Source organism: Pseudomonas parasichuanensis (assembly GCF_021601385.1).
In the GTDB taxonomy this organism is placed as follows: Bacteria; Pseudomonadota; Gammaproteobacteria; order Pseudomonadales; family Pseudomonadaceae; genus Aquipseudomonas; species Aquipseudomonas parasichuanensis.
Genome location: NZ_BQHO01000032.1, coordinates 42,790 through 68,302 on the forward strand (window position 1 = coordinate 42,790; position 25,513 = coordinate 68,302).

The 25,513-nt window shown below is 60.1% G+C and carries 36 protein-coding genes and 4 pseudogenes; 17 read left to right on the plus strand and 23 right to left on the minus strand.

Annotated elements, in window-relative coordinates; all coding sequences use genetic code 11:
- Window positions 1–28: 28 nt before the first annotated feature.
- From L6D77_RS21795 to L6D77_RS27590, 6 genes and pseudogenes are all read right to left on the minus strand, one after another.
- The gene (locus L6D77_RS21795; protein ID WP_236170148.1) at window positions 29–601 is read right to left on the minus strand and encodes an adhesin; all 573 of its coding nucleotides are present in this window, start codon (window positions 599–601) and stop codon (window positions 29–31) included.
- A gap of 1 nt (window position 602) precedes the next feature.
- On the minus strand, window positions 603–1,040 hold the full coding sequence (locus tag L6D77_RS21800) for a hypothetical protein (RefSeq protein ID WP_232884730.1): 438 nt from the start codon (window positions 1,038–1,040) through the stop codon (window positions 603–605).
- 297 nt (window positions 1,041–1,337) lie between these two features.
- Window positions 1,338–1,889, minus strand: a complete 552-nt coding sequence (locus L6D77_RS21805) for an AAA family ATPase (protein ID WP_232884729.1) — start codon at window positions 1,887–1,889, stop codon at window positions 1,338–1,340.
- Window positions 1,886–2,452, minus strand: a complete 567-nt coding sequence (gene pnuC / locus L6D77_RS21810; protein ID WP_232884728.1) for a nicotinamide riboside transporter PnuC — start codon at window positions 2,450–2,452, stop codon at window positions 1,886–1,888. The genes L6D77_RS21805 and pnuC overlap by 4 nt, the downstream gene beginning before the upstream one ends.
- A 140-nt stretch (window positions 2,453–2,592) precedes the next feature.
- Window positions 2,593–3,327, minus strand: a complete 735-nt coding sequence (locus L6D77_RS27585) for a methyl-accepting chemotaxis protein (protein ID WP_373870621.1) — start codon at window positions 3,325–3,327, stop codon at window positions 2,593–2,595.
- Between the two features lie 138 nt (window positions 3,328–3,465).
- Window positions 3,466–4,227, minus strand: a pseudogene (locus tag L6D77_RS27590) (cache domain-containing protein); the annotation flags it as partial.
- Between the two features lie 297 nt (window positions 4,228–4,524).
- Between L6D77_RS27590 and L6D77_RS21820 the strand changes: the two are divergent.
- A complete protein-coding gene (locus L6D77_RS21820) occupies window positions 4,525–5,355 on the plus strand; it encodes an undecaprenyl-diphosphate phosphatase (RefSeq protein ID WP_232884726.1) in 831 nt (276 codons plus the stop codon).
- Window positions 5,355–5,777: a DUF1294 domain-containing protein gene (locus tag L6D77_RS21825; protein ID WP_232884725.1), complete on the plus strand. Its 423-nt coding sequence runs from the start codon at window positions 5,355–5,357 to the stop codon at window positions 5,775–5,777. The genes L6D77_RS21820 and L6D77_RS21825 overlap by 1 nt, the downstream gene beginning before the upstream one ends.
- Window positions 5,778–5,984: 207 nt before the next feature.
- Here L6D77_RS21825 and L6D77_RS21830 read toward each other — a convergent pair whose 3' ends face one another.
- Window positions 5,985–6,347 carry an MmcQ/YjbR family DNA-binding protein gene (locus L6D77_RS21830; RefSeq protein ID WP_232884724.1) on the minus strand — a complete coding sequence of 121 codons (363 nt, stop codon included), beginning with the start codon at window positions 6,345–6,347 and terminating at the stop codon, window positions 5,985–5,987.
- The gene (locus tag L6D77_RS21835) at window positions 6,340–7,242 is read right to left on the minus strand and encodes a LysR substrate-binding domain-containing protein (protein WP_232884723.1); all 903 of its coding nucleotides are present in this window, start codon (window positions 7,240–7,242) and stop codon (window positions 6,340–6,342) included. Before L6D77_RS21835 ends, L6D77_RS21830 begins: the two co-directional genes overlap by 8 nt.
- 133 nt (window positions 7,243–7,375) lie before the next feature.
- Between L6D77_RS21835 and L6D77_RS21840 the strand changes: the two genes are divergently transcribed.
- Window positions 7,376–7,987: an FMN-dependent NADH-azoreductase gene (locus L6D77_RS21840; RefSeq protein WP_110994519.1), complete on the plus strand. Its 612-nt coding sequence runs from the start codon at window positions 7,376–7,378 to the stop codon at window positions 7,985–7,987.
- 134 nt (window positions 7,988–8,121) lie between these two features.
- Entirely contained in the window at window positions 8,122–9,180 is a 1,059-nt protein-coding gene (locus L6D77_RS21845) for an alpha/beta hydrolase family protein (protein ID WP_232884722.1), read from the plus strand.
- Here L6D77_RS21845 and L6D77_RS21850 read toward each other — a convergent pair.
- The 9 genes from L6D77_RS21850 to L6D77_RS21885 form a co-directional block, all read right to left on the minus strand.
- On the minus strand, window positions 9,130–10,308 hold the full coding sequence (locus L6D77_RS21850; protein WP_232884721.1) for an MFS transporter: 1,179 nt from the start codon (window positions 10,306–10,308) through the stop codon (window positions 9,130–9,132). The genes L6D77_RS21845 and L6D77_RS21850 overlap by 51 nt on opposite strands.
- Window positions 10,309–10,537: 229 nt before the next feature.
- Window positions 10,538–12,124: an ABC-F family ATPase gene (locus L6D77_RS21855; RefSeq protein WP_232884720.1), complete on the minus strand. Its 1,587-nt coding sequence runs from the start codon at window positions 12,122–12,124 to the stop codon at window positions 10,538–10,540.
- A gap of 35 nt (window positions 12,125–12,159) precedes the next feature.
- A complete protein-coding gene (locus L6D77_RS21860; protein WP_236170149.1) occupies window positions 12,160–13,269 on the minus strand; it encodes a tyrosine-type recombinase/integrase in 1,110 nt (369 codons plus the stop codon).
- Complete coding sequence (locus L6D77_RS21865) at window positions 13,179–13,511, minus strand: helix-turn-helix domain-containing protein (protein WP_236170150.1); 333 nt, start codon at window positions 13,509–13,511, stop codon at window positions 13,179–13,181. Before L6D77_RS21865 ends, L6D77_RS21860 begins: the two co-directional genes overlap by 91 nt.
- A gap of 39 nt (window positions 13,512–13,550) precedes the next feature.
- The gene (locus L6D77_RS21870; RefSeq protein ID WP_236170151.1) at window positions 13,551–13,874 is read right to left on the minus strand and encodes a hypothetical protein; all 324 of its coding nucleotides are present in this window, start codon (window positions 13,872–13,874) and stop codon (window positions 13,551–13,553) included.
- Window positions 13,875–13,966: 92 nt separating this feature from the next.
- Window positions 13,967–14,251 carry a hypothetical protein gene (locus tag L6D77_RS21875; protein WP_236170152.1) on the minus strand — a complete coding sequence of 95 codons (285 nt, stop codon included), beginning with the start codon at window positions 14,249–14,251 and terminating at the stop codon, window positions 13,967–13,969.
- On the minus strand, window positions 14,248–14,484 hold the full coding sequence (locus L6D77_RS27595; protein WP_373870617.1) for a DUF551 domain-containing protein: 237 nt from the start codon (window positions 14,482–14,484) through the stop codon (window positions 14,248–14,250). The genes L6D77_RS21875 and L6D77_RS27595 overlap by 4 nt, the downstream gene beginning before the upstream one ends.
- Window positions 14,457–14,669, minus strand: a complete 213-nt coding sequence (locus L6D77_RS21880) for a hypothetical protein (protein WP_236170153.1) — start codon at window positions 14,667–14,669, stop codon at window positions 14,457–14,459. The genes L6D77_RS27595 and L6D77_RS21880 overlap by 28 nt, the downstream gene beginning before the upstream one ends.
- On the minus strand, window positions 14,666–14,995 hold the full coding sequence (locus tag L6D77_RS21885; protein ID WP_236170154.1) for a hypothetical protein: 330 nt from the start codon (window positions 14,993–14,995) through the stop codon (window positions 14,666–14,668). Before L6D77_RS21885 ends, L6D77_RS21880 begins: the two co-directional genes overlap by 4 nt.
- 115 nt (window positions 14,996–15,110) lie before the next feature.
- Between L6D77_RS21885 and L6D77_RS21890 the strand changes: the two genes are divergently transcribed.
- Window positions 15,111–15,440 (plus strand): hypothetical protein, encoded by a 330-nt coding sequence (locus tag L6D77_RS21890; protein ID WP_236170155.1) that lies wholly within the window; start codon window positions 15,111–15,113, stop codon window positions 15,438–15,440.
- A 113-nt stretch (window positions 15,441–15,553) separates the two neighbouring features.
- Window positions 15,554–15,838: a hypothetical protein gene (locus L6D77_RS21895; RefSeq protein WP_236170156.1), complete on the plus strand. Its 285-nt coding sequence runs from the start codon at window positions 15,554–15,556 to the stop codon at window positions 15,836–15,838.
- 38 nt (window positions 15,839–15,876) lie between these two features.
- On the opposite strand, the gene L6D77_RS21900 is transcribed toward L6D77_RS21895, so the two are convergent.
- Window positions 15,877–16,299 (minus strand): hypothetical protein, encoded by a 423-nt coding sequence (locus tag L6D77_RS21900; protein ID WP_236170157.1) that lies wholly within the window; start codon window positions 16,297–16,299, stop codon window positions 15,877–15,879.
- A gap of 286 nt (window positions 16,300–16,585) precedes the next feature.
- Window positions 16,586–17,339, minus strand: a pseudogene (locus tag L6D77_RS21905) (DNA cytosine methyltransferase).
- 159 nt (window positions 17,340–17,498) lie between these two features.
- Here L6D77_RS21905 and L6D77_RS21910 point away from each other — a divergent pair.
- From L6D77_RS21910 to L6D77_RS21925, 4 genes are all read left to right on the plus strand, one after another.
- Entirely contained in the window at window positions 17,499–17,912 is a 414-nt protein-coding gene (locus L6D77_RS21910; protein WP_236170158.1) for a hypothetical protein, read from the plus strand.
- 3 nt (window positions 17,913–17,915) lie between these two features.
- Window positions 17,916–18,347 carry a hypothetical protein gene (locus L6D77_RS21915; RefSeq protein ID WP_236170159.1) on the plus strand — a complete coding sequence of 144 codons (432 nt, stop codon included), beginning with the start codon at window positions 17,916–17,918 and terminating at the stop codon, window positions 18,345–18,347.
- 189 nt (window positions 18,348–18,536) lie between these two features.
- Window positions 18,537–19,631 (plus strand): nucleoside triphosphate pyrophosphohydrolase family protein, encoded by a 1,095-nt coding sequence (locus tag L6D77_RS21920; RefSeq protein WP_236170160.1) that lies wholly within the window; start codon window positions 18,537–18,539, stop codon window positions 19,629–19,631.
- Window positions 19,632–19,839: 208 nt separating this feature from the next.
- Window positions 19,840–20,073 (plus strand): hypothetical protein, encoded by a 234-nt coding sequence (locus L6D77_RS21925; RefSeq protein ID WP_236170161.1) that lies wholly within the window; start codon window positions 19,840–19,842, stop codon window positions 20,071–20,073.
- A gap of 21 nt (window positions 20,074–20,094) precedes the next feature.
- On the opposite strand, the gene L6D77_RS21930 is transcribed toward L6D77_RS21925, so the two are convergent.
- Together L6D77_RS21930 and L6D77_RS21935 are read right to left on the minus strand one after the other, a co-directional pair.
- Window positions 20,095–20,514, minus strand: a complete 420-nt coding sequence (locus L6D77_RS21930; protein WP_236170162.1) for a hypothetical protein — start codon at window positions 20,512–20,514, stop codon at window positions 20,095–20,097.
- A 58-nt stretch (window positions 20,515–20,572) separates the two neighbouring features.
- Complete coding sequence (locus tag L6D77_RS21935; protein ID WP_236170163.1) at window positions 20,573–20,923, minus strand: hypothetical protein; 351 nt, start codon at window positions 20,921–20,923, stop codon at window positions 20,573–20,575.
- Between the two features lie 99 nt (window positions 20,924–21,022).
- Here L6D77_RS21935 and L6D77_RS21940 point away from each other — a divergent pair, with 99 nt between their 5' ends.
- Window positions 21,023–21,412: a hypothetical protein gene (locus L6D77_RS21940; RefSeq protein ID WP_236170164.1), complete on the plus strand. Its 390-nt coding sequence runs from the start codon at window positions 21,023–21,025 to the stop codon at window positions 21,410–21,412.
- Window positions 21,413–21,489: 77 nt separating this feature from the next.
- Here the strand turns inward: L6D77_RS21940 and L6D77_RS21945 are convergent, their stop codons facing one another.
- Window positions 21,490–21,768: a hypothetical protein gene (locus tag L6D77_RS21945; protein ID WP_236170165.1), complete on the minus strand. Its 279-nt coding sequence runs from the start codon at window positions 21,766–21,768 to the stop codon at window positions 21,490–21,492.
- Window positions 21,769–21,814: 46 nt separating this feature from the next.
- On the opposite strand from L6D77_RS21945, the pseudogene L6D77_RS21950 reads away from it, so the two are divergent.
- The 5 genes and pseudogenes from L6D77_RS21950 to L6D77_RS21970 all read left to right on the plus strand — a co-directional run.
- A pseudogene (locus tag L6D77_RS21950) lies at window positions 21,815–22,258 on the plus strand (DUF2514 family protein); the annotation flags it as partial.
- A gap of 94 nt (window positions 22,259–22,352) precedes the next feature.
- Window positions 22,353–22,802: a hypothetical protein gene (locus L6D77_RS21955; RefSeq protein ID WP_236170166.1), complete on the plus strand. Its 450-nt coding sequence runs from the start codon at window positions 22,353–22,355 to the stop codon at window positions 22,800–22,802.
- A 16-nt stretch (window positions 22,803–22,818) separates the two neighbouring features.
- Window positions 22,819–22,923: pseudogene (locus tag L6D77_RS21960) on the plus strand (DUF2514 family protein); the annotation flags it as partial.
- Window positions 22,924–22,972: 49 nt separating this feature from the next.
- Window positions 22,973–23,182, plus strand: coding sequence for a hypothetical protein (locus L6D77_RS21965; protein WP_236170167.1), 210 nt, complete (start codon window positions 22,973–22,975; stop codon window positions 23,180–23,182).
- 17 nt (window positions 23,183–23,199) lie between these two features.
- Window positions 23,200–23,409, plus strand: a complete 210-nt coding sequence (locus L6D77_RS21970) for a hypothetical protein (RefSeq protein WP_236170168.1) — start codon at window positions 23,200–23,202, stop codon at window positions 23,407–23,409.
- 294 nt (window positions 23,410–23,703) lie between these two features.
- Here the strand turns inward: L6D77_RS21970 and L6D77_RS21975 are convergent, their stop codons facing one another.
- On the minus strand, window positions 23,704–24,138 hold the full coding sequence (locus L6D77_RS21975; RefSeq protein WP_236170169.1) for a PRC-barrel domain-containing protein: 435 nt from the start codon (window positions 24,136–24,138) through the stop codon (window positions 23,704–23,706).
- A 629-nt stretch (window positions 24,139–24,767) separates the two neighbouring features.
- Here L6D77_RS21975 and L6D77_RS21985 point away from each other — a divergent pair.
- Window positions 24,768–25,430 (plus strand): penicillin-binding transpeptidase domain-containing protein, encoded by a 663-nt coding sequence (locus tag L6D77_RS21985; RefSeq protein WP_373870619.1) that lies wholly within the window; start codon window positions 24,768–24,770, stop codon window positions 25,428–25,430.
- Window positions 25,431–25,513 lie beyond the last annotated feature (83 nt).

Sequence of the window (25,513 nt, forward strand, 5' to 3'; positions counted from 1 at the left end):
GGTTAAGTGTTGTGCTTACCTTGTTGGGTCATTCCGCGACCCGGACGCTGAAGGTGTTGGCCATGCGGTTTCCCACCCCGGCGCTCTGATTCAACTGAATCACCCCACGGCTACCGGTGAATGCCTGGTCACTGGTGCTGACCTGGCGATAGCCGGGTGCGGAGTCAGTTGCATCGGAGGTGTTGCGCAGCGCCACGTTCTGTTGCAACAGGACGCTGTCATCGAGACTTTGCGGTTGTGCACTGATGCTGATGCGCAGTGCGTTGGCTTGCTGGGTGTTTGCGCCTGCGCTCTGGTTCACGCCCAGTGCGCCGTTGCCATGGCTGAAGGCATCACCCTTGATGTTGGCCTGGCTGTCCCTGGCCGGGTTGACCGGGCTGCGCAGGCGCTGGCGGATATCGGTGGTTGCGTTGGCCGAGTGGCCGTTGGCGATGGCGCGGGCATTGGCCTGCTGCTGCAGGTCGCCAGCGGCCTGGTTGACCGACACGTTGCCCTGGTACTGGGCGGCGGAACTGTCGATGGTCGCGTTGTCGATCACGGGGGACTGGGCGAAAACCGGTGCACTGCAGAGCGTGGCGAGAAGCAGCAGTGAATGCCTCATGTCATTTGCCTCCGCTCAGGACTTGCAGGGGCGCAAGGCCGCGCTGCACGCTGGAGTTGACCATGTTGGCGATGCCGGTGCCCGAGCCGGTGCCACGCCCGGCAGCCTGGTTGGACAATTGCGTCTGAGTACTGATGTGGCCGCCCAGGTTGCTGGTCTGCTGGGTGATCAGGGACGAGATGCCCGCGCCGCTGCTGATGCTGGCGAAATCACCATCGCTCAGTTCGTTGGTCTGCCTGAGGACCTGCGCCGAAGGGTTGACATTGACCGTGGTCGGGGAGGGGTCCGGAACGAGCGGGTAGCGTATTGCGTTGCGCACCTGGACGTCACGGGTGATGACGATGATGCCGTTATCGGCTTGGGCCGTCAGGCTCAGGCTTGCCCCCAGGGTTAAGCCGACCAGCAGCAGGCAAGACACGCCTCTGTCGAATTTCCTCACGATGGCTACTCCTTCACTCGGGCGCTGGTCGTTCAGCGTTGCGAGGACAGAGAGCAGAAGCTGTGCCGCTTTTTGTTTTCCTTTGACAATCAGAGGCTTGTATCGGCTAGCTCGAAAAGCACCGCGATAACTGTCTCAGCACTGAAACAGCGGCCAGTCAGCAGGTGCCGCAGGCCGCGTACTACGGGGGATGTGAAGAGATTGTCGGGCAGTGTCTCAGCGCTGAGACACTTCCCTCACTTCTGGGCGGCGGCCCCCATTTGCGGGAGCTGCGCGGGGATGGGGTGTATCAATGCGTTAACATTCGGTGGCACAGGCTGGCATCTGGCCGTCGAGTAGCCGACCCACTGCGGCGAGGGCGGCCGCGCTGCGCTGGGCCCAGTCGCCCTCGATTACTTGATGAGGCCGCTGGTGTGCCTGTAGCCAATGCAGGCTGTCGGCGAAGAACTGTTGGCGCTGGGCAAGCTCAGGCTGGCAGCGCATGCCATCGCCCACCCAGGCCACGCCCTCGGGCCTGAGCAGTAGGTGCAGGTCATAGTGGCGTGCGTTCAGCGCCTGCTCTATCCAGGGCGGGCAATCTGCGAACAGCGCGCGGCTCCAGAGGATATTGCTCAGCAGGTGGGTGTCCAGGATCAGCAGGTGCGGTGCTTGCTGGCGCGCCTGGTCCTCCCACTGCAATTGGCCACGGGCGATGGTGGGGATGTCGGCATAACAGGTGTCACGCTGTTCCTGCTCGATGAAATGGCGCACGTATTCACCCACCAGCACGCCACCGAAATGCGCCTGGATCTCGCCGCCAAGCCAGCTCTTGCCGCTGGATTCCGGACCACATAGCACCAGGGTCTTCATGCCACGGCCAGCGCCGGGTCGCGGCGCCACTCAAGCCAGCCACGCACGGCGATCAGGGTGAACAGGGCGTACAGTGCGGCGGTGAGGTACAGGCCTTTGTACAGGAACAGGCCGACGAAAATTACGTCCAGTACCACCCACAGCGCCCAGCATTGCAGGCGCTTCTGGGCCATCCACACTTGCGCCACCAGGCTGAAGCCGGTGAGTGCGGCATCCAGCCAGGGTTGCGCGGCATCGGTGAAGTTGGCCATGCCTGCCCCCAGCAGCACGCTGGCCAGCAGGCCGACGGCGAGGCCCTTGAGCAGGGGCGCAAGCGTCAGGCTCGACACGTGCCGCGCTGCTTCGACCCGCTCCGGGCGCGTCCACTGCCACCAGCCGTACAGTTGCAGCACCGCGTAGACCAGTTGCAGCAGCATGTCCGAGTACAGCTTCACCTCATAGAAGATCCAGCTGTACAGCACCACCATGACCAGGCCGATCGGCCAGCACCAGGGGTTTTGCCGGACGGTGAGCCAGACGGCGATGACGCCGAGCGCGGCGGCGAAGAGTTCGAGGCCGGACATCGGCGATCCTTGAAGGCGGGGAAGGGCGCGATGCTACAAGCAACCAGCTACAAGCTACAAGCTTCGACGCAGTGCACATTGAGTGCAGTCTCATGCGAGACCCGCTTTGCTTGCGGCTTGTAGCTTAAAACTTGCAGCTGCTACACCCTGAACTGGCGCAGCAGCTGTTCCAAATCATCGCTCAACCGCGCCAACGCAGTCCCCGCATCACTGGACTGACGCGCGGCCTCGGCGGTCTGCTGGGATAGCCCGGCGGTTTCGGTGACGTTGCGGTTGATCTCTTCCACCACATGGGACTGCTGCAGGGTGGCGCTGGCGATCGAGGCGTTGAGTGCGCCCAGGTTGTTCAGGGCATGGCTGATGGCGTCCAGGCTGGTGCCGGCCTCGCGGGCCTGCTCGACGGTCTGGCGCGAGGCCTCGCTGCTGGTGTCGATGGCCTTGACCGCTGCCTCGGACTGCCCCTGCAGGTGCTCGATCATGGTCTGGATCTCGGCAGTCGACTGGGCGGTGCGCTGGGCCAGCAGGCGCACCTCGTCGGCGACCACGGCGAATCCACGCCCTTGTTCGCCGGCACGGGCCGCCTCGATGGCAGCGTTGAGGGCGAGCAGGTTGGTCTGTTCGGCGATGGCGCGGATCACTTCCAGCACGCCGCCGATCCTGGTGCTGTGGCTGGCCAGTTCGCGGATCACCTGCACCGCCTGCTCGATGGTCGCCGAGAGCCGGTCGATCTGCTGCAGGCTGCCATGGATCGCCTGCTGGCCATGGCCGACCTGCTGCTGCGCGTCGCGCATTTCGCTGGCGGCCTGTTCGGCATGCTTGGCCACGTCGTGCACGGCGTAGCTGACTTCGTTGATGGCCGTGGCCACCTGGTCCATCTGCAGCGACTGCTGGGTGCTGCGCGCCTGGGCGGAACCTGCGCTGTCGCCGACCTGCCCCGCTGACGCGGCAAGGGCGTGGGCGGCGCCCTGCAGCTGGCCGACCACGCCCTGCAGCTTGCCGTTGAAACGGTTGAAGTGTTCGCCCAGGTGGGTGATTTCGTCGCGCCCGTGGGTGTCCAGGCGCCGGGTCAGGTCGCTCTCGCCGCTGGCGATGTTGCCCATGGCCTGCACTGCCTCCTGTAGCGGGCGGGCGATGCTGCGGGCAATCAGCATCACCACCAGTGCCATCAGCAGGGCGATGCCCAGCCCCACCAGCGACGCATCACGCAGTTGGCGGGCGAACTCGGCTTGCACATCGTCGATATAGACACCCGAGCCGATCACCCAGCCCCATGGCTCGAACAGCTGAATATACGAAGTCTTGGCCACCGGTTCGCTGGCGCCCGGCTTGGGCCAGCGGTAGTCGACCGGGCCGGCGCCCTGGGCGCGGGCCAGCTTGACCATTTCGTTGAACACGGCAAAACCGTCAGGGTCGCGGATGGCCGAGAGATCCTGGCCATCGAGCTTGGGGTTGGCCGGGTGCATGATCATCTTCGGTTGCAGGTCGTTGATCCAGAAGTAGTCGCTCTGGTCGTAGCGCAGCCCGCGCACCACCTGCAGCGCCTGTTGCTGGGCGGCTTGGCGGCTGAGGGTGCCGGCAGCCTCCTGGCCTTGGTAGTAAGCCAGCACGCCTGCGGCGGTCTGCACCACATGGCGGGTTTTCTCGGCCTTGGCCTGGTAAAGGTCACCGTGGATCTGGCGCAGCATCAACAGCCCCAGCACCAGCAACATGGCCACTGCCACTACCAGGATCAGCCACAAGCGGCGGCTGATCGACATCGACCTCAGGGTTTTCATGATGCGTTACTCCGGTCTTGTTCTTTTTATCGAGGGCATCCAAGCATGCTTTGCCGCCAAGCCACACACGACCAACGGCTAAGTGCGTGCTGCGGGCGATCCGTGTTGCAGGTAACGCAAGCCTTGAACCAAGGCCTCTGCTAGGATTTCGGCCGTGCCAGATGAAACCTTTAGGCCGCCGGGCATTTGTGCTGGCGTTGCCACTGCTGTCGCTGTAAAACAGCCGCGCCGCGTGCGGCTACTACGTGCAAATCACTACAAGCGGCCCGCCAGGAGCGGTGCTGCATCGGGGGAATGATGGATTTTTGGAGTGCCTTGCAGGCAATCATCTTGGGCGTTGTCGAGGGCCTGACGGAGTTCTTGCCGATTTCGAGCACCGGGCACCAGATCATCGTCGCCGACCTGATCGGTTTTGGCGGTGAGCGCGCCATGGCGTTCAACATCATCATCCAGCTGGGCGCGATCCTCGCGGTGGTCTGGGAGTTCCGGCGCAAGATCTTCGACGTGGTGCTGGGGTTGCCCACGCAAGCACCGGCGCGGCGCTTCACCGCCAACCTGCTGATCGCCTTCATGCCGGCGGTGGTGCTGGGGGTGCTGTTCGCCGACCTGATCCATGAGTACCTGTTCAACCCGATCACCGTGGCTGCGGCCCTGGTGGTCGGCGGGGTGATCATGCTCTGGGCCGAACGTCGTCAGCACCGGATCGAGGTGGACCATGTCGACGAAATGAGCTGGCACCACGCACTGAAGATCGGCCTCGTCCAGTGCCTGGCGATGATCCCGGGCACTTCGCGCTCCGGCTCGACCATCATCGGCGGCCTGCTGTTCGGCCTGTCGCGCAAGGCGGCCACCGAGTTCTCGTTCTTCCTGGCCATGCCGACCATGGTCGGTGCGGCGGTGTATTCGGGCTACAAGTACCGTGAGCTGTTCCAGCCCGGCGACCTGCCGGTGTTTGCCCTGGGCTTCGTGGTGTCGTTCATCTTCGCCATGATCGCCGTGCGCGCGCTGCTCAAGTTCATCGCCAACCACAGCTACGCCGCGTTCGCCTGGTACCGCATCGTCTTTGGCCTGTTGATTCTGGCCACCTGGGAGTTCGGCTGGGTCGACTGGTCGACGGCGCACGGCTGATGGCGCGCCCGCAAACCGCTGCCCGCGGTGAGGCCCAGGGCGTACGCAATCCACGCCTGAAGCTGCTGGCGCTGGCCGGGCTGTGCCTGTTGCCGGTAATGGGCGGCCTGCAGATGGGGCTGAGTGGGGAGTCGTGGCTGCCGTTGGCGCTGTACCCGCTGGTGAGCCTGGTGAGCCTGCTGTTGTACTGGCAGGACAAGCAGCAGGCGCGCAGCCAGGCCTGGCGCACGCCGGAGAAAGTGCTGCATGCCAGCGAGCTGCTCGGCGGCTGGCCTGGGGCGCTGCTGGCCCAGCAGCTGTTTCGGCACAAGACCCGCAAGCTGTCCTACCAACTGGTGTTCTGGGGCATCGTCGCGCTGCACCAGGTGTTCTGGTTCGATCACCTGTTGCTGGGTGGCCGCGGGTTGGGGCAGTTGCTGTAGCCGGTTTCGAGTCGCCTGCAAGGGCTGCATGATTTCTGTAGGAGCGGCCTTTTGCCGCGAAAGGGCTGCGCAGCGGCCCCAGATTTTAGGGTTGACTCAAGATTGCCGGGGCTGCTTTGCAGCCCTTTCGCGGCACAAGGCCGCTCCTACAGTGGATGTGCAAACCCATTAAGTTGGCAACTGGCCTGGCAGCGATGAGGCCAGCCCTCAGCCGATCAACAATCCCACCTGAGCCCGCTTCGGCAGGCGCCGCACCACCAGTTGGTGTGAGCGACGCAGCAGATCGCACAGCTCGTCCCGGCCCATGGGGTAGGGCGCGACCATGCTGACCCACTTCGCCCGTGCCAGATAAGGCGCCGGGCGAATCCCCGGCCGGTCGCAGTAGCCCAGGAACAGGTCGTCGGCCACCTTGAACGACAGGCCGGCGCCGCCCAGGTCGGCGACCGCGAACATCTTGTTGCCGGCCACCGAAAACACCCGGATCCCGCCCCACTTGTAATCCTCACGCGCGCCCGGCAACGCCAGGCAGAACTGCGCGATCTGTTCCTCGGTCATCCTTTTCTCAGACATAGCGCTCTCCACAGGCTTCAAACGAAATCGCCAGGTGATCGATCCACGCCCGCACCGCTGGCAGCAAGCCGCGCCGGTGCGGATATACCGCCTGCAGGTAGCCGCCGGGCAGCGACCAGTCCGGCAGCAGGCGCACCAGTTCGCCCCGAGCCAGCTCTTCCTCGCAGAACATGCTCGGCAGCGCGGTGAAGCCCAGGCCGGCACGCACGGCGGCGTTGCGCACAACGAAGTCATCAATGGCCAGGCGCGGCTCCAGCGCTACGTCCTCCTGGCGGCCGTCCGGCCCATGCAGGCGCAGGTGCACCAGCCGGTCCGCCTCGGCGGCGCCCAGCACCGGCAGCCTGGCAAGCTCGGCGGGCTCGCGGATATGGTCGGCAAAACCCGGCGCGGCCACCAGCTGCATCTGCGCCTGGCGCAGGCGCCGGGTGACCAGGGCCGGGTCTTCGTCGCCCAGGTCGCGCACGCGCAGGGCCACGTCGATGCCTTCGGAAATCAAGTCGACCCGGCGGTTGAGCAGCACCATGTCCAGCTGCACCAGCGGGTATTGGGCCAGAAAACGGCTGATCACGTCGGGCAGGAAGGCATGGGCCAGGGCCACCGGGCAAGACACCCGCAGCCGCCCGCGGGGTTCGCTGGACATGCTGGCCACCACTTCATCGGCCATCTCCGCCTCCAGCAGCATTGCCTGGCAATGGTGCAGGTAGCGTTCGCCCACGGCGGTCAGCTTCAATTGCCGGGTGGTGCGCTGCAGCAGGCGGGTGCCCAGGCGCTCTTCCAGTTCGGCAATACGCCGGGACAAGCGCGACTTGGGGATGCCCAACTGGCGGCCGGCGGCGGCGAAACCACCGGCTTCGACCACCTGGGCGAAATAGAAGAGGTCGTTGAGGTCTTGCATGGAACCGTCTCATTGTTCTACCAGTGGGACAAACTAACGCATTTTTGCTGCCTTATCAGCCATTCGAAGTGTCGATAGGATTCTCCCCATCGTGATCGCCCACCGCCGCGGTCTTCATTCACAGGAGAGTCCCATGAAACTGTTGCACATCGATTCGAGCATTCTGGGCGACAATTCCGCCTCCCGTCAGCTGAGCCGCGAAGTGGTCGACGCCTGGAAAGCCGCCGACCCAAGCATCGAAGTGGTCTACCGCGACCTGGCGGCCGACGCCATCAGCCACTTCTCCGCCGCCACCCTGGTGGCTGCCGGTACCCCGCAGGACCTGCGTGACGCCGCCCAGGCCCATGAAGCCCAGCTCAGCGCCGAGACCCTGGAAGAGTTCCTGGCCGCCGACGCGGTGGTGATCGGTGCGCCGATGTACAACTTCAGCGTGCCGACCCAGCTCAAGGCCTGGATCGACCGCATCGCCGTGGCCGGCAAGACCTTCCGCTACACCGAAGCCGGCCCTGAAGGCCTCTGCGGAGACAAGAAAGTGATCCTGGTGTCCACCGCCGGCGGCCTGCACCAGGGCCAGCCAACCGGCGTTGGCCATGAAGACTTCCTCAACGTCTTCCTGGGCTTCATCGGCATCACCGATGTCGAAACCGTCCGCGCCCACGGCCTGGCCTACGGCCCAGAGCACCGCGCCAAGGCCATCGACGCGGCCCAGGCGCAGATCGCCGGCGAGCTGTTCGCTGCCGCCTGATCCCTTCAGGTAATACAAAGCCGATCGTCGCCCAGAGCGCCGGTCGGCTTTTTTCATTCAGTTTTCATGTAGCTGTGCTTGGCCGGGTTCTATGCTGGCAAAATACGTCCGCCCGGTCACGGGAGCGCCCCTGCATGACTCCGTTTCGCACCCTGTTGGCCATTGCCCTGTTTGGCGGCCTGCTGGCCCAGGCCAACGCGGCATCCTGGGTGGCCGGCCTGCATCGGCTCACCCTGGCCGACCCGGTGGACAGCAAGCCCATGCAGGCTTTGGTGTTCTACCCCTCCAGCGGCGAAGCGCGCCCGGTGCGCATCGAGGGCTATCAGACCCGGGTGGCCCAGGACGCACCCGTGGCGATGGGCCGCTTCCCTCTATTAGTTATCTCCCATGGCAATACCGGGAGCCCCATGGCCCTGCACGACCTGGCCAACGGCCTGGCACGCCAGGGCTTCGTGGTGGTGGCGGTGATCCACCCCGGCGACAACAGCCGCGACCGCAGCCGCCTCGGGACGCTCAGTAACCTCTATGGGCGGCCGCTGCAGGTCAGCGCCGCGATCACCGCCGCGCGCACCGATGCGTTGGTCGGCCCTTATCTGAATGACGGCAAAGTCGGGGTGATCGGCTATTCGGCCGGTGGCGAGACCGCGTTGATCCTGTCTGGCGCGCAACCCGACCTCGATCGCCTGCGCCGTTATTGCCAGGAACGCCCCAACGACGCCGACGCCTGCAAGACCCATGGCGTGCTGATCGCTGACCACAGCGAACTGGGGCCGCGGGCCGATAAGCGGGTGGGGGCGGTAATGCTGATGGCGCCGCTGAGCCTGATGTTCGGCCGCCACGCCCTGGTCGGGGTGCATGTGCCGGCGCTGATCTATAGCGGCGACTCGGACCAGTTGCTGGCCCTGGAGCACAATGCCGACGCCCTGGCGCGCAAGCTGCCGCAGACGCCGGACTACCGGTTACTGGCCGGGGCCGGGCATTTCGTGTTCATGGCGCCGTGCGATGACGAGCAACACCAGCGCATGCCGGTATTGTGCAAGGACGCCGACGGTGTCGACCGCCGGCATATCCACCGCTCGCTGCGCAGCGAAACCACGGCTTTTTTCAGCCAGGCACTGGGTGCGCCTGAGCCTGCCGAGCGATCAGCCGCGCTGGGCGCGTCGGGCCAGCAGCAGCGTAAGGCCAACCCCTGACAAGGCGAGCAGGGCCGCGACGGCGAAGATCGAGGCATAGCCCAGCTGAATCGCTACCGCGCCCATCAGCGGGCCGGCGATGGCCAGGGCCAGGTCGAAGAACACCGCATAGGCACCCAGCCCGGCACCCCGGCTGTTGCTGGGCACCTGCCTGATCGCCTCGACGCCCAGCGCCGGGTACACCAGCGACAGGCCGAAGCCGGTCAGCCCTGCGCCGACCATCGCCCACAACGGCGAAGGCGCCAGCCACAACAAGGCCAGCCCCAGCACTTCGGTAGCCATGCAGGCAATCGCCACGTTGTAGCCACCGAAACGGTTGACCGCATTGACGAACAGCAGCCGCGAGACGATGAAGCACAGGCCGAACGCACTTAGGCACAACGCCGCACCGGTCCAGCCGCGTTCCAGGTAATAAAGGGTGACGAAGGTGGTCAGGGTGCCGTAGCCGATCGACGCCAGGGTCAGCCCCAGACCGCAGGGCGCCACACGGCCGAAGGCCGACCAGAAGGGCAGGCGCTCGCCGCGCACCACCACTACGTCCGGGCGCTTGCGCAGCGCCAGCAAGGCGCCCAGTGCCAGTACCAGCAGCGCCGGCCCCAGCACCCAGAACCCTTGCGCATCCACCAGCAGCACGCCGACCGGCGCACCGATGGCGATGGCGCCGTAGGAGGCGATGCCGTTCCACGAGATCACCCGCGCGGTATGCTCCGGCCCCACCTGGCCGATCCCCCAGCTCAGCGTGGCCACCCCGATCAAGCCTTGGGCGACGCCCAGCAGCAGGCGCCCGCCGAGCAACAGCAGCAGGCTCAGCCAGGGCAGGGTGAGGGTCCAGGCCGAGAGCAGGGTAAGCACGCCGCAGCCGGCGATGCCGTACAAGCCATAGCGAATCGCCCGCTTGCCGCCCAGGGTATCGGCGACTCGCCCGGCAAAGGGCCGGCTGAGCAGGGTGGCGAGGTACTGCAGGCCGATGGTAAGGCCGGCGACTACAGCGCCGTAGCCCAGCTGGTCGTGGACATGGCTGGGCAGCACCGCGATCGGCAGGCCGATGCAGAGGAAGGCGATGAAGGTATAGAAGACGATGGCGAGGATTTGCAGGGTGATACTGGAGGCGGGCTGTTGCACGGTCATGGGCACGTTCGCGGGCAGGCGGTTGGGCGTACCGGCATCATGGCCGTTGTAGGGGATAAAAGAAAGCAGGCTAACGAATTATTCGTCTGGCGCTGTTTGCGCCCTTCGCGGCACAAGGCCGCTCCTACAGAGGATCGCGGCCTCCTGCAGGAGCGGCCTTGCCGAAGCGTCGGACCGGCCGGAACGGGGCGCAAAGCGCCCCCAAAATCTCAGGCGCAGCGGCGATTTATCAGATCACCACACCCTGGCTACGCAGGTAGTCGTCATAGGTACCGCTGAAGTCCACGGTACCCTCGGGCGTCAGCTCGATGATGCGGGTAGCCAGCGACGACACGAACTCACGGTCGTGGCTGACGAACAGCAGGGTGCCCGGGTAGTTTTCCAGCGCCAGGTTCAGCGCCTCGATCGATTCCATGTCCAGGTGGTTGGTCGGCTCGTCCATCACCAGTACGTTGGGCTTTTGCAGGATCAGCTTGCCGAACAGCATACGGCCCTGTTCACCACCGGAAATCACCTTCACCGACTTGAGGATTTCGTCGTTGGAGAACAGCATGCGGCCGAGGGTGCCGCGGATCACCTGCTCACCGCTGGTCCACTGGCCCATCCAGTCGAACAGGCTCACGTCGTCTTCGAAGTCGTGGGCGTGGTCCTGGGCGTAGTAGCCCACTTCGGCGCTGTCGGTCCACTTCACTTCGCCCTTGTCCGGGACCATTTCACCGACCAGGGTGCGCAGCAGGGTGGTTTTGCCGATACCGTTGGGGCCGATGATCGCCACGCGCTCGCCGGCTTCGATGGTGAAGCTGAAGTCCTTGAACAGCACCTTGTCGTCGAAGGCCTTGGCCATTTTCTCGACGATCACTGCCTGGCGGTGCAGTTTCTTCGTTTGTTCGAAGCGGATGAACGGGCTGACCCGGCTCGATGGCTTGACTTCGGCCAGCTGGATCTTGTCGATCTGCTTGGCCCGCGAAGTGGCCTGCTTGGCTTTCGAGGCGTTGGCCGAGAAGCGGCTGACGAAGGTCTGCAGCTCGGCGATCTGGGCTTTCTTCTTGGCGTTGTCCGACAGCAGCTGCTCGCGCGACTGGGTGGCGGCGGTCATGTACTCGTCGTAGTTGCCCGGGAACAGACGCAGCTCACCGTAGTCCAGGTCGGCCATGTGGGTGCAGACGCTGTTGAGGAAGTGACGGTCGTGGGAAATGATGATCATGGTGCTGTTACGCGCCGTGAGGATCGTTTCCAGCCAGCGGATGGTGTTGATGTCCAGGTGGTTGGTTGGTTCGTCGAGCAGCAGCACGTCCGGGTCCGAGAACAGCGCCTGGGCCAGCAGCACGCGCAGCTTCCAGCCCGGTGCCACTTCGCTCATGGGGCCGAAGTGCTGTTCCAGCGGGATACCCAGGCCCAGCAGCAGCTCACCGGCGCGGGATTCGGCGGTGTAGCCGTCCATCTCGGCGAATTCGGTTTCCAGCTCGGCGACGGCCATGCCGTCTTCTTCGGTCATTTCTGCCAGCGAGTAGATGCGATCACGCTCGGCCTTGACCTTCCACAGCTGCTCGTGGCCCATGATCACGGTGTCGATCACGGTGAATTCTTCGTAGGCGAACTGGTCCTGGCGCAGCTTACCCAGGCGGGTGTTCGGCTCGAGCATCACCTGGCCGGCGGACGGATCCAGGTCACCGCCGAGGATCTTCATGAAGGTCGACTTGCCGCAGCCGTTGGCGCCGATCAGGCCGTAGCGGTTGCCGTTGTTGAATTTGACCGAGACGTTTTCGAACAGCGGCTTGGCGCCGAATTGCATGGTGATGTTGGCGGTGGAGATCAAAGGGCTTACCTATCAATAACTTGGGTGATGCTTTTTCAGCCTGGGACCAATTTGGAACCAATCTGGAGCTTTTCCAGCTCCTGCCAGTCAGAGGTCGAGTTGATCCAGCGTGCATAAGTAGACAGAAGCATCTGCACGCTATGCCCAAGCTGTTGGGCTATAAATGCGGGGTTGAGGCCGAACATTAAGCATATTGTCGCATAGGTGTGACGGCAGTTGTACGGTGGCCGGTAGCGAATCCCCAAATCCTTCAGGATGGGCCGCCACTGGTGATGCAGATCCGACGTCTGCTTCACGTATTCCGCATTTTTGGTGGGCGGGAACACGAAAGGTGTCTCCGTGACCCGCCCCTTTCCCTGCTTGCGGCGCTCCGCGTACTCCATCGCGTACTCGAGCGCATGCAATGCCCTCTCGTTCAGCAAGACGATCCGCTCTTGCCCCGTCTTTGTCCGCTCGGCAACCTCACCAAGCGCGATTGTCCTGCAGATCCTAACCGTCCTTTTGTCCAGATCGAGCACGTCTTTCATAATCGCCAGGCCCTCTGAGAGCCTGACGCCGCTGAAGAACGCGAACTCGAAGAATGCCGCGTAGATCCGGCTTGGCCAGTGCGGGTGCTCGTACAGCTTCGCGATGATCCTGTTCGCTTCATCCAGGGTAAAAGGGTCTATCTCCTTCTTCGTGCGCTTCGGGAGCTGCAGCGAGCTAGCTGGGTTGCGGCTGATAAGGCCGTCTGCCACCGCTGAGCTCAAAATTGTAGATAGCTTGACCAAGGCGTTTCGCTTGACGGATGGCGACGTCCATTCCACGGAGCTCAATATCTGCCGCAGCCTGGTTGAGGTGATCAGGTCAATCCGAACCAGTGCGAGGTACGGCACCCAATAGAGGTTCAAGGCGCTTTTGTAGCCGTTCCGGGTACCCGGGACGATCTCCCGGCTATCCAGCCATATCTGGGCATACTCCCCGAATGTCGGCACCCCGCCAACCACAGCCGCGGAGCTTGGGAACAGCTCCGCGTATTTGTCGTGGTCGAGGAGGTCGAGCTTGATGAGGCCGGCTACTTGATCGCGAAGCTGGGATGCAGCTTTGAGGCCTTTCGGTGTCGCGGGGTAGGGAAGGGTCTCACTTCGGCGAGAGCCTTCCCACATGAACCGGAACCGGAGCGATCCGTGGTGCACATCAATCCCTGGGGGAAAATCCATTGGCTTTCCAGCCATTCGTCATACCTCTTCTTGCTGTAAATAATGCGACCACCGTGCTTCATCCAGACGCCTTCGGGGATCGACCCGCGCAGGCGCCGGCCTTCCAGGGCGCGCTTGGTGCAGCCGAGTAGTTCGGCCATGCGTTGTTCGGTGACTTTGTCGACGCCACCGGTGCTTTCAGTTTCCATGGGATGGTCTCCACGCCGCCGGTGGCGGCAGGTTGGTTATCAATCGATCTGGTAATAGACGTAGCAGTCGACGCCTTGGGCCTTAAGCGATGCATGCATTGCCTGCACGCCCGCGCTGTGCCGGTTACCGATGCCTGGCCAAGGTGTATCGAGATGGATGCCCTGCCGGTGATAGCCGCTTTTCTTTTGCACGTAGCCTGGCAGGGCGGGCAGCTGGCTGGCACGCATGCCCGGAACGGGAATGACGACGCGGTCTAGGTTGGCGCTGCCTCCGTCGTTGTCGCATGCGGCTGCCGCTGACTTCCCAGCCTCGATGGCGACCCGCACTTTCTCCGGCAGGCGGGCCAGATCTTCTTTCGTCATGGCAATAGCTCTCTATGCCCGCGCATGTCGGCGGGCTTGAGTTGTAGGGGGGAGGGGTTACTGAATTCTGCCGGTCAGGCGTTCGCGCCAGGTCAGGCGGCGGGGAAGGTGCTCACGGTCATCAACCTCGACAACCACGTGTCCTCGTGGAACTTGTCGGGGTTCTGCCACTGACGCACGTCTTTCACGATCTGCATCAGCAGCCAGCCTTCAGCCTCTGTGAGGTTGTGGCCGGTGATGGCGTTGAAGGCCTGCACGGTCTTGACCATGCTGCGCGTGCCGTCCGGGGCGTCGTACTGCTTGCCGCGCTCAGCCTGCACGTCGATGGCTGTCTGCAGGAAGTAGGTGGAATCCTTCACTTCGATCAGGTCGGTCATGGCTCGATGCTCGGAGGTGGTGGGAGCGGTTGCCAGTGAGTTACCTGACCTTCCCAGAAGTCGAAGCGCCCCTTGTTTTTGGAGCCTTTGTTCCAAACAGCGCACTCGGAAATTCGACCAAGCTGGCGATGATTGATGGCCACGATTACTACCAGCCCATCGAGCTCGTCGCCGGGTTGCTTCTCGCTGTACTTGATCCACACGCTCACAGTGAATACCTCTCTTCGATCCATTGCGCCTGGGCACCGGCGGGGGTTGGCCCGTTGTCGTTCTGTTCGTGCGGGGAGAGCTGGCGCTCGTTGCCGGCCTGCAGCTGGCAAACCTTGGTCTCGCGACCGATGAACACGCCCGCGATGAAGACTTGCACCAGGGCGAAGATGCCGATCAGCACAGCCATGACGACCTGATGGCGCTTCATGGCTTCACCTCACGGCGACCCCACCAGCACACCGGGCCATCGTCGGTGTCGTGGATGGCTAGACAGAACCAGCCATCTCCTTGGGGCTTGCCGGGTTCCCAGTAGCCGCAATACGGCTCGCCAGCTTCGAAGTAGCGATCAGCGATTTCTTCCGGCGCGTCGGTCTCGAGGTGGATCATGGCGACTTGCAGACCCTGCTGCGCGATCCAGGCCTTGCATCTCTCGCCGTCACCCTCGTCGAAGTCGGGCAGATCGGGATGCTCATACATCCCGTACTCGTCGCGCACTACAAGCGCCGGCTGGATCAGCTTGATTTCTTCAGGCATGACGATTCCTTGGCCGCTATTCCGCGGCAGTTTTATTGATTAAAAGGTCAGAAATAGATCGCTACTTATCGAAGCTGCTGTAGAGTGGGGAGATAACTCACTCGAAGGCCCTATCATGCGTAATCGCGGTAAGGTTTACTGGGATTGGGCCGATCCGGAATTGCACTTTCGCAACTACGACGAACGCCTTTCCTGCGGTACCTTGATCAACATCCAGGTGCGCATCTCCACTCTCAACGTCACGCAGCTCTTCTTCGGCATTTATGGCGAGAAGGGAATGCTGCTGCTTGAAGAGAGCTACCCCGATTGCCGCGGGCAGACGATGACGGCCGCCATGGCCTGGGCCCTGCAGCGTGCCTGCGATTGGGTCATTGAAAAATTCCCGCCCCCACCTCAACCGGCGCCGGAGCCGTTACCTCGCAAGGGATCTCGCCTCGCCAGGTAGGCAGCATGCGGAAGTTCAATCTGAAATGGGATTTCTCACCCAGTTTCAGATGAGCGTAATGGCGAAGGTGTGGCAGCTGTGCATTACTCTCATTTCGTTCACTGGAGAAAACGATGAGAACTAGAGGCAGCACCTACTGGGATTGGGCGGATGCCCAGCTTCACAGTCGCACCCACACTGAAATTCTTGATTCCGGAACGACCATTGATGTGCAGGTACGTCTTTCCCGTGTTGGCGCTACTCAAATGTTCATTGGGCTCTACGGATCAGCTGGAGAGGTGATTCACGAGGAGGCCTACGACACGAGGCCAGGGCAGTCGATGACCACGGCCATGCTGTGGGGTGTTGCGCGCGCCCGGGGCATTGCTCACTCGAAGCCTGCGGCGGCTACGGGTTGAATTAGGGCAGAATCTGCTGGAGTACAAATATGCTCCAGTCAGGATTTCTGCTTTGCTTGCCGCGCTTTGAAGCGCTCGTATGGCCCGTCAGGCAGGGCGGCGATCGCGTTCGCGGCCTTGATCAGAAGGTCGCCCAATGCGGTGCGCGCCTTCGGCACGAAGGCCCTGAACCTGGTACCGGCTGGGAAATACGCCTCATAGCCCATACGGGCGCACAGCTCGGAAGCCTCGATCAGGCCAGCGTTACGACCATCGGCAAAGGCCTTGACCCGGCGAGGGTCGAGCCAGTCGAGTTCAGCGGCTGGGCTCGCCGGCATGGCCAGAATGGCCCGCAGCTCGTCACGCTCTGGCTTCGCAGCCTTGAAAGCCGATGCGGCATGATCGAGGCGCTGCTGAATGCGCTCGGCCAGCTCACGCGGCACGCTGACCATCTCGGTGCTGGATCGGTTTTCTGTGGGCATGGGGATACCTCGCGGCTATAGTTGGCCGATCAAGAAAAGGAGGTTGATATGCGGTGTTATGTTTGCAGGGAAGTCGCTCGCGAAAAAACTATCCGGCACCGGGGGCGATCCGTTGATTGTCCTGCGTGTGGTCCATACAACATAGGTGGAACCGTTTTACATCTTTGCCGTCATCGAGCACTTAAGATCGATGTTGACCTAAGTCGAAAATGGCTGGCTGAGCGCCGAAAAGAGGGGGTAGACAAGCCCTTCCTGCGAGCGCTTCCCTAAATACTGAGTCCTCCCGTTACCCAGCCTTGAGTAGCGCCTCAATCACTCTTTGCCCAGCCAGTGGCGGTACAGCGTTGCCGGCCATGTGCATGGTCAGCCGTGGTTGTCGGGTCGCAGAGTGTCAGCCGGGAACGACATAGCGGCCAAGGCCTCGCTGGCGCTGAGCATCCTCATGCGGTCGCCGTCGACCAGGGCCCAGCGGTCTAGGGTGGTGATGGTGCCGATCGGCCGGTTGATATCGCGCCCGGTGGTGCCGGAGCCCTTGCCGTAGTAGGGCATGATGAATCGGTCGCCGAAGCGCTGGCGGCCGTTGCGCACCCTTTCGAGAGTGGCCTGGGCCCGGCCTGGCTTCTCGATCTGCGACCAGCGACCTGCGTCGAAGTCGAAGTCGAGGAAGCTACTGGCCGGCACGTGTTCGCACTGCTGTAGCTGTAGCTGAATTGGCGCCTTGCTCTTGGTGCAAATCAGGAACAGGCGCACCCGGTGCTGCGGCACGCCCAGGTCAGCGCAGTCCACTATGTGCGGCGCGACCTGGTACCCGAGCCGCTGCATGGCATCCACCCAGCTGGGGTAGAGCACCCAGTTGACACTGCTGCCCGGTTAGCCTGGTGCAGGTCCTGGCAGATGTGGTCGGTGTCCTTGTGATTTGCCGCATGCCACTTCACTGCTTCTGGCCAGTGGTTTGCCGCCCAGAGAACCTGGACGCCTGCGGCGCGCGCGCCGGTGCTCCATCCGCCGAGGCCGGCGAACAGGTCGATTGCTGTTGTCATAAACGAACCTCAAAGCTTAGGAGTGGGAGGGGATCGAATTCTTGCGTATTGGTTCGTTTGCGCTTTAGAAATCTCTACAAAGGGGTAGAATTGGGATTCAGGTTCGATTCCTGATAAATGGTTGTTAGGAAAAAACGGTGCGGTTTTGGAGTTTTTTGTATGGCGGTAAAAAAGCGGGCTGTGATTCGTGAGGAAAAGCAGAAAAAATATAAGAAGTTTCTTGAGGATCTTGGGTTCACTATAGACGAAGTTGAAGAAAATGTTGTGTACTTCAAGCATGATGATCTATTTTATAGTGTTATGTTTGAAAGCGTGAATGATGGGTTCGTGGGTGTTCGATTCGCGGTTGCAGTTGAAGATATCGAAAATAAGTTGGGTCAGTTGGAGGCTGTGAATTATATTGCCTCAACTTTCAAAATTATGAAATGCTTCTATGATGATGCAGGGGTCGTCCTTTCTTGTGAAGGTTTTGTTGCTAGCGAGGAAGAATTTAAGAGGTTAGTGAGGTTTTCTGTTTCGTCGATGTCGTATGCTTACGATGAGTTGTGCGAAAAATTCCCAAGCGCAGTATGAATAATGGAACGCTCCCAAGGGGCAGGTCCCCGCGCTAAGGTTTCCCAGCTATTCGCTGCTGCGCTCGGCGCATATGGTATGTACCTAGTTAAGAGACATGCTGAGCCTGAATTGGCTAGTGCGCTGATGTACTTTATACCCGCAGTCACTTTATTGGCTTCAGTTTTGTTAGGAGAGTTGGAGGACTGGATTGCGGAGCATTGGTCTGATTACAAGGATAAGTCCAATGTTGACCAGTTTTTGGAGGAGTGTGATAGGTTCCTAAAAAACGATGCGGTTGATAGTGATCAGAAAGAAGAGGTTAAAGCCAAAAAAAACCATGCACTGATGGCGAGGCTGGATAAAAAGCTCGAGAAGATCAATCACCAGGCTCCTATAGGGTCGAAATTACCAGCGAAGTCATCGCGGCGAGTGAATAAAAGGTCTACTGAGTGATTTAAGGCAGAAGGCAGCTTCTAGCTATAAATGTGTAGCTTGTTCGCCTTGGACAATGTGAAGCCAACCGGGATAGAGCGCATGGCTTTCTCCATGCATGCGCCGCCCTCCGTGGTCGGATGCGGCATGGTGGCAAAGTGGTCTGAATAGTGCTATTGGTTCGGATTTGAAGAAGTCTGGGGTTTTGACATGGTAGTTATCGACATAAACGCCTCAAAAAAATGGGTCGCTTTCGCAGTTACTGGGGTGCTAGGAGTTCCTCCAGTAGGGCTTGGTCTTGGGCCTGATATGTATTTGATTCAAGACCAGAAGCGACCAGAAGCGGGAATGGATCAACTATTTCTTGCAGTGGATGAGTCGTTTCGGTCCTTCGGAATAACAGACCAGTTACCTCTTACTTTAGGTTTTACAAAAGTTTTACTAATTCCGATGAAGGATGTGAGCGCAGAAGGCCTGAAAGTTGGGTTGATGGTTGCGGACGTTGCATTGGCAGTGTTTAACAAGAAAGTCCATATGGCGCGGACTCGGCTCATAAATTGGAATCGGAGACAAGGCGAAGCCGTAGGTGCGATTTTCGAGGAAGGTCAATGGAGGCCCATCGCTGCAAAAAATACGGCTATGGGGCCATTGCTGCGATACGATCCAGGGGTTAGCCACTGGGATAAATTTCTACACGACACCATCACAGGTCAACTAACTCCACTTGGGGCAGCCTTGGGTAAGTGCATGTCTTGGGATCGCGAGTCGCAGAGAACTGCAAATATCAACCACCGATTTGCGTTTTCATGGGTCGGTTTAGAATCAATGCTTCCCAGTGGAGAGAAGGATGGTACGGGAGCTGGTAAAAGATTCCCTCTGCTTATAGGCGTTCTATCAAAGTACTACTCAAAAGTCGTGCATCAGAACGAAAGCCTCAAGGCATTTCATGCGGCCAATAGCAATCCGGTCGGTAAGAAATGGAAAAGTGTTATTGATGATATGTATCGGCATCGGTGCGAAATTTTCCATGAGGGCGGAACAGAGTTTTTATCCGATCTTATCGATCCTCTCAAGGCGGACTGGCACTCGAAATTGGCTGATTTTCTGTGTGACAGGCTGGTGAGCTTGGCGGGATTAGCATTTGCACAAGGCATTGAGTCTGTCGAAGTGTTTTGGGATTCATATCTACTAGATTTTTTGCTATCTGATTCAAATCAATGGGTCCGGACGGGAGTGTTCTTTGGGGAGCATATTATTAACTTCGATTGGAAGAGTGGCGTTTACCCCGAAATTAACCATATTTGACCCTCTATCCCACCTGGTAGGTATTGATGCATCCCAGGCCGCTGGGCGGCAGATTGATGTGTTGCTGACGCCGGCCGTGCCGGGCGCGTGCGGTGATGTGTTTCATGCTGCTTTCTGTTGATTCCAGGCGCCGCCCCTGGTGGGGTGGCGTGATTCGTTGAAGTGGGGTAAGACTTTGGATAGGACATAGAACGTCAAGGACGCGTAAATGAGCACAAAGCCCAGCAACAAGCTGCTCGCCGAGCAGAGCCGCATGGCTGAAAGCGAAGTTGGCACCTACTTGGTCGACCTGCAGGAGCAGTCGGATGGCAGCTGGATCGCATATTTCGCTGAAGAGCTTAGGCGGAGGCCGGAGCTATGCCGGGAGCTTACGCCGGAGCTGATTCTGCGAATTCCCGAGTGGTTGGCAACATGCTGGTTTGACAGAGACAAAGGAGTATAGCTGGCGGGTAGTGCCGGAGGGTCATGCGGCTTTCGCGTCTTCGAACTTGATGATCCTGCGCGTGGTGTCCGGCTCGCCCTCAATCTTCACTTCGAAACAGGCCGGGGAGTAGGTGCTGATGCCGGTGATCACTCCTTCCTTGATGGTGTCGCCGATGGCGAATGGGGGCTGAGGGTGGTGCTCTTCGAACCAGGCCCGAACCGCTTTACGCTCTGCCTCGTCAACCAGGTAGCCCAGCTCGTCGAGGGTGTCGATGTCGTCCCGCTTCATGTCCCAGCCGGCCCATTTCGCCAGCTCCATGCAGAGCTCGAAGCCATCCATGTGTCGGTTGTAGTGCTGTGCCAGGGTTTCCGCGTCGGCCTCAAGCTTTTCAGCAATCGGCATACAGCATTCGAGGATCATTTCCTTCGTGGCCGTAGGCCGAGGTGGGATGGTGCTCATGGCAATCTCCATTGTAGGCGCCGCCAACATGGCGGCCGGAAAGAGGGTGCTGCTTCAGTCATTCGAACAGGTGCTCGCGTTGCCCTGTTGCCAGGTAGTGCAGGTCTTGAATGGCCCACTGCTGATCAATGGTGAACAGCGGGTTGCAGGTGGTGCAGTGGCCAGCAATCTTGATGGCCTGGGACGACAGCGAGATGGATGGGTAGTCGCGAAGGCAAGACGGACATTGAACTGCGTGAACGCCGCAGCAACTGATGGCGGCGTCCTCGTCGTCATGCATGGATTTGCACGTCGGACACTCATAGATCTCATGGATATCCGGCTGGCAGCATTCCCGCGCGCCGTCTTCGTCGTCGTGGATTTCGTCGCAGGAGCTGCACTTGTAGAGTGTCCTGATCTGAATCTTCATGAGGCCTCCATGCATGCGCCGCCCTCGCCGGGGTGGCGTGATTCTTGGAAGTGGGCTATTGGTGTTCTGCCCGGCATGTGGTCGGGTCAGGAGTGACACATGCTTGCGCACGACATCGACTCGGATCTTATCAATGAGTTTTATGAGTACATCCAAGATGCGGATGTACGCGAAGCATTTATCTACCTAGCTGGCGCGTTCACCTGCATTCGCTCAGTCGAGTGGACCGTTAAAAATCAGGGAGAGGTTCGATCCGTCCGCATTTATCAAAATGGGAAACGGTATTTTTCATTCATGCCTTCCCAAAAGAAGCTCAATTTCCATTTTCGCCCTCCCGTGCTCAAAGACGGGATCTATCGAAAAGATGAGATCAGGAAGCTCTTTGCGAGCTTTGACGACAAATCGCATAAGGATGATGAGCATTGGGCAATCGAAATCCTAAACATCGATGACGCTCGACGGCTGATGCATGCACTCGATTTGAGGTGATTAGCGTTGGCCCAGTCTCTCGCCGGGTCGGCGTTATCGTTGAATAGGGGAAGGCGCTGGCGGGCAGCGCCGGAGGGTCAGGCTGCTTTGCGTTGGTTGAGCACACGCTGGCGCGCGGCCTCGTACTCGCTGCTCACGATTTCTACCAGGCTATCCACCTCTTTGCTGTCTGCCTGGCAGCCCAGGTTCAAGAAGACCAGGCCGTCATGCTCAAAGCACACCCCACCGGTCATCCAGATGCCTCCGGTGTTCACGCCGATTGCCGTCCACATCTCATCCTGGTCGATGCTCGGCGGGCAGTGTTCCTTCCAGAGGTCCAGCAGTCGCTGGTGCTCAGTCTTCTCGTTGGCGCGCACTTCCTTGCCGGTTCCCTTGGCGTGCTTCGCCGAGGTGCGCAGCGTGCGGTACCGGGTGATGTTGGCGCAGAGCGAAGCTGGTACCGCACGCGGCGAGCTGGCCGATTACCGGCTGCAGGTGGCCGAGCGCGATCGGCACAACGCGGCCAAAGTCAGAACCGAAGAACAGCGCCGCCAGGCCGTGGCGGACAAGGAGGGTGAGCGTGCACGACAACAACTGGAACTGGCCCAAGGTCGCGCCGCTGCTGCTGAGTCTGCTGCTGGCGGGCTGCGCGGGGAAATCGACAGACTGCGCGCCGGCCGAGCAGCAACCTGTGACACCATCGCTGCCCAGCAGCGCCAGGCAGGAACCTCTGCCGTCGTGGTGCTCGGAGGATTGCTTCAAGAGTCTGACCGAATGGCGGGAGACCTCGCGACAGCGCTTGAGCGAAGTCGAATAGCGGGGCTGGCCTGCGAGGCGACCTATGATCATATGAAGAACGAAAAGTAGTGGCTGGGTGCTGCGCCGGAATTTTGTACTAGAGTATCTGAAGTGCATGTGCTGGTTGATGTGCCTCCCATTCCAATTCATTGAGGATGCGGTAATGAAAGTCTTTCCGTTGATGCTCATGTGTACATTAGTTGTTGCTGGGTCGAACTCTTTCGCTTGTGATCAATTGATGAAAAAAACTCTTTTGTACGTAGGCGTCCAAGCAGGGGTTAATAAAGGTGTTGTAACCACTAACCCCGCTCACTTAAACGGAACTACTAAAAAAATAGGTTATACGGTGGACGACTCGTGCGCTCTGCCAGAGGCGGATTATTCCGAAGTGCTTGTGGGTACGACAGAAGGAAGGAATGAAGGAGTAGTTAGCCCAGATGTGAATCACGCTGGTGGTTCTACTTCGAGTATTGGCTACCTTTCCAAAAAGCCTATTGCTGGCGGGGAAAAGCTCTATGTGGGCAGTGCCTCATGCAACAAGGGCGTGGTGACTGATAATGCAATGCACTTAGGCTGCGCGACAACGTTTATAGGGTATGCAATGCCTCTTTGATTTGTCCCAAAGTTAGGCAGCCAGGCGCGCCGCCATGGTGCTCTCCGACCTGCTCGCACGGGCTGATGCTCGAGCGGGAGAACTGGCGGCAGCGTATGACCGAGCGCGAATAGCCGGCTAGGCCTGCGAGGCGTCCTATAATGCTCTGGTGAAACTGCCGGGGTAGTGCCGTGAAACGAACAATCGAGGGACTGGCTGAGGCGGGTGAAGAGCTGATCCAGAAAGCGATCGATGCTCAGCGACGTTTTCGACAAGCCGAGGAAGCCGGAGCACCGCCTGAAGAGATCGAGCTCTTCAGGGCGGTCGCGGATTTACGCTATCGATTGGTGACCGAGCATCAACTGATCGTCCGCGGTAAAGCTCCGCACATCCTGCATTGACGCCGGGGGAGTGATTCGTGAAGCGAGATGTGACGAAGGTGCTTCTTCCGGACCACCAAGCCTTCACTGATGCGATAGAGGCCATGAAGCGCTATCACGAAGCGAGGGATCTTGACGCGCCGCCCGAAGAGGTTGAGCGCCTGAGGATCTTTGCAGAGTCGCTGTTCCAAGCCATCACCGACTATCAGCTGCATACACTCGGCGGACCTGGTTACGCCACCAACTGACTGGGTGCGCCGGCTAGGACGGCAGGCGCTGATGGAGGGGTAAGAATTGATTCCAAAACTGAAACGGCGACGCTTGCAGTAAGCGGTCTATAGGCGCTCTTTTTCGTCTGTATCTTGGAATCGATTTAGGCTCGCAAGCCGCCTAGGCTGTGACTTTATCCTACGGTATTGAAACCGCTGCCCAAAGACCAGACGCCAAGCGAGGGGCTGTCCGGTGTCGACCTAAAGCCGCCTGTCACGGTCCTGTTGATCAGGATAGGCTTGGCCGGAAGCCCGGCCAAGCAGGTTGGCACATCACACCCTGGGATCGTTTTCCCACGTGGTGCCGTAGTAGTCGTGGATACCTTTACCCCAAATCGGATCGCTCATGTTTGGCCAGTTGTCCTTATCGAAGCCTGGGGCGTTCTTCAGGCGGTCCTTGTCAGCATCAAGGACGAATCGCTTGTTCACCGTATCCAAGCGCAAAGCACCCCACGGCACGGCAAACAGCTTTTCACCCATCCCCAGGAAACCGCCGAACGAAAGTACAGCGTACGCAACCTTGCCGCTGGCGGTATCCAACATGATTTCCTTGATGTCACCCAGGTCTTCGTTTTGCGTGTTATACACGTCGTTGCCGATGAGGGTATCCGCACCCATCAGCCGCGGCCCTGGGCCGCGGTCTCCCTCGGCAGTGAAATCGGTCCGTCCCTTGTACATACCGTACTTGTCGCGTTCTTCGAAGTTCATAGTGCGCTCCTGGCCAGAGGCCACAGGCAGTAGAGCATCTCGACTCTTGATTCAAGGCTGCTCGGGTGACGCCGGCGGGAATGCCCGGCGTGATCAGGCGAGTTTTTAACCGCACCATTTCTCTCCAGCATTTAGCAAGGCTTGTAGGAGAGGCGGGCGGGACAGCGAGCGGCGGGCTAGGACACTAAGCTTAAATGCCTGGATACGTTCCTGCGGCGCTCAGAATAGGAGAGTGGTCAGCATAACCAGCCGTTCGCTAATTGCGACCAGCGGTGGAACGTGGAGTCGACTGAAGCGGTAGTGCGGATGGCCGTCAATTTGGTCTGCCCCTTCCGTCCGGGCCAGTTAACTGGCAAAGATTCTCCGGGGGCGGGGATGAAAAGACGCTACAGCGTACCCCTGCTGAGCGTCCTCCGACCTGCTCGCATGAGCTGATGGTCGAGCGGGAGAGCTGGCGTCGGCTTATGACCACGTCAGAGTAGCTGGCCTGGCGTGCGAGGCCGCCTACAAGGTCCTCAGCAAACCTGCTAGCTAAAGATAGGGATTGGGATCGCGAAACGCGTTTTGAAAAAATCTTTATAAATCAATGGCTGTGTGGTCTCATTTTCTCTTTTGAGGAATGAAGTCGCATGTTGAATCGTCTGGGAGCTTTAGCTGGGATTGCACTGCTCTCTATCTGCGTGGGGACAGCAGTCGCTGCTTCCTCACCTGATCTTGTTGAGAAGCCAGAGTGGAAAGGTCTCTTCGACGCGCAAGACACCGTCGGAACCGTGGTGATAAAAGATCTGCGTGGGGGAGGGGCTGTCACCTATGTTTATAACACAGGTCGTTCTAATGTTAGATTTACGCCGGCCTCAACATTCAAGATTCCCCATACCCTCTTTGCACTTGATGCCGGCGCCGTTTCAGACGAGTTTCAAGTCTTTAAGTGGGACGGGACGATAAACGAGATTCCTTCTCACAACGCTGATCAGAATCTACGGTCTGCGATGAGGAACTCGGCTGTCTGGGTCTATAGAGGCTTTGCGGAAAAAATCGGTTCGAACGAAGCGGCGCGATATCTCAGCCTCATTCACTACGGCAACGAGGATCCTACTGTCAAACAGCGCGACTACTGGATCAATGGCGGTCTCAAGATTTCGGCGCAGGAGCAAGTCCATTTCTTAGAAAGCCTCTATCGAAACCAGCTTCCTTTCAAGTTGGAGCATCAATTGCTGACAAAAGACGTCCTTATCGTGGGCGCCGGTCTGAACTGGCCTAATGATTTTGGACACCTTCTTCGGGCGCTATGATGGCGCCCAATTGGAGGCAAAATCAGTGCGTAAATCTTACTCAAGAGAATACAAAGTCCAAGCTGCCGAGATGGTGCTGGACG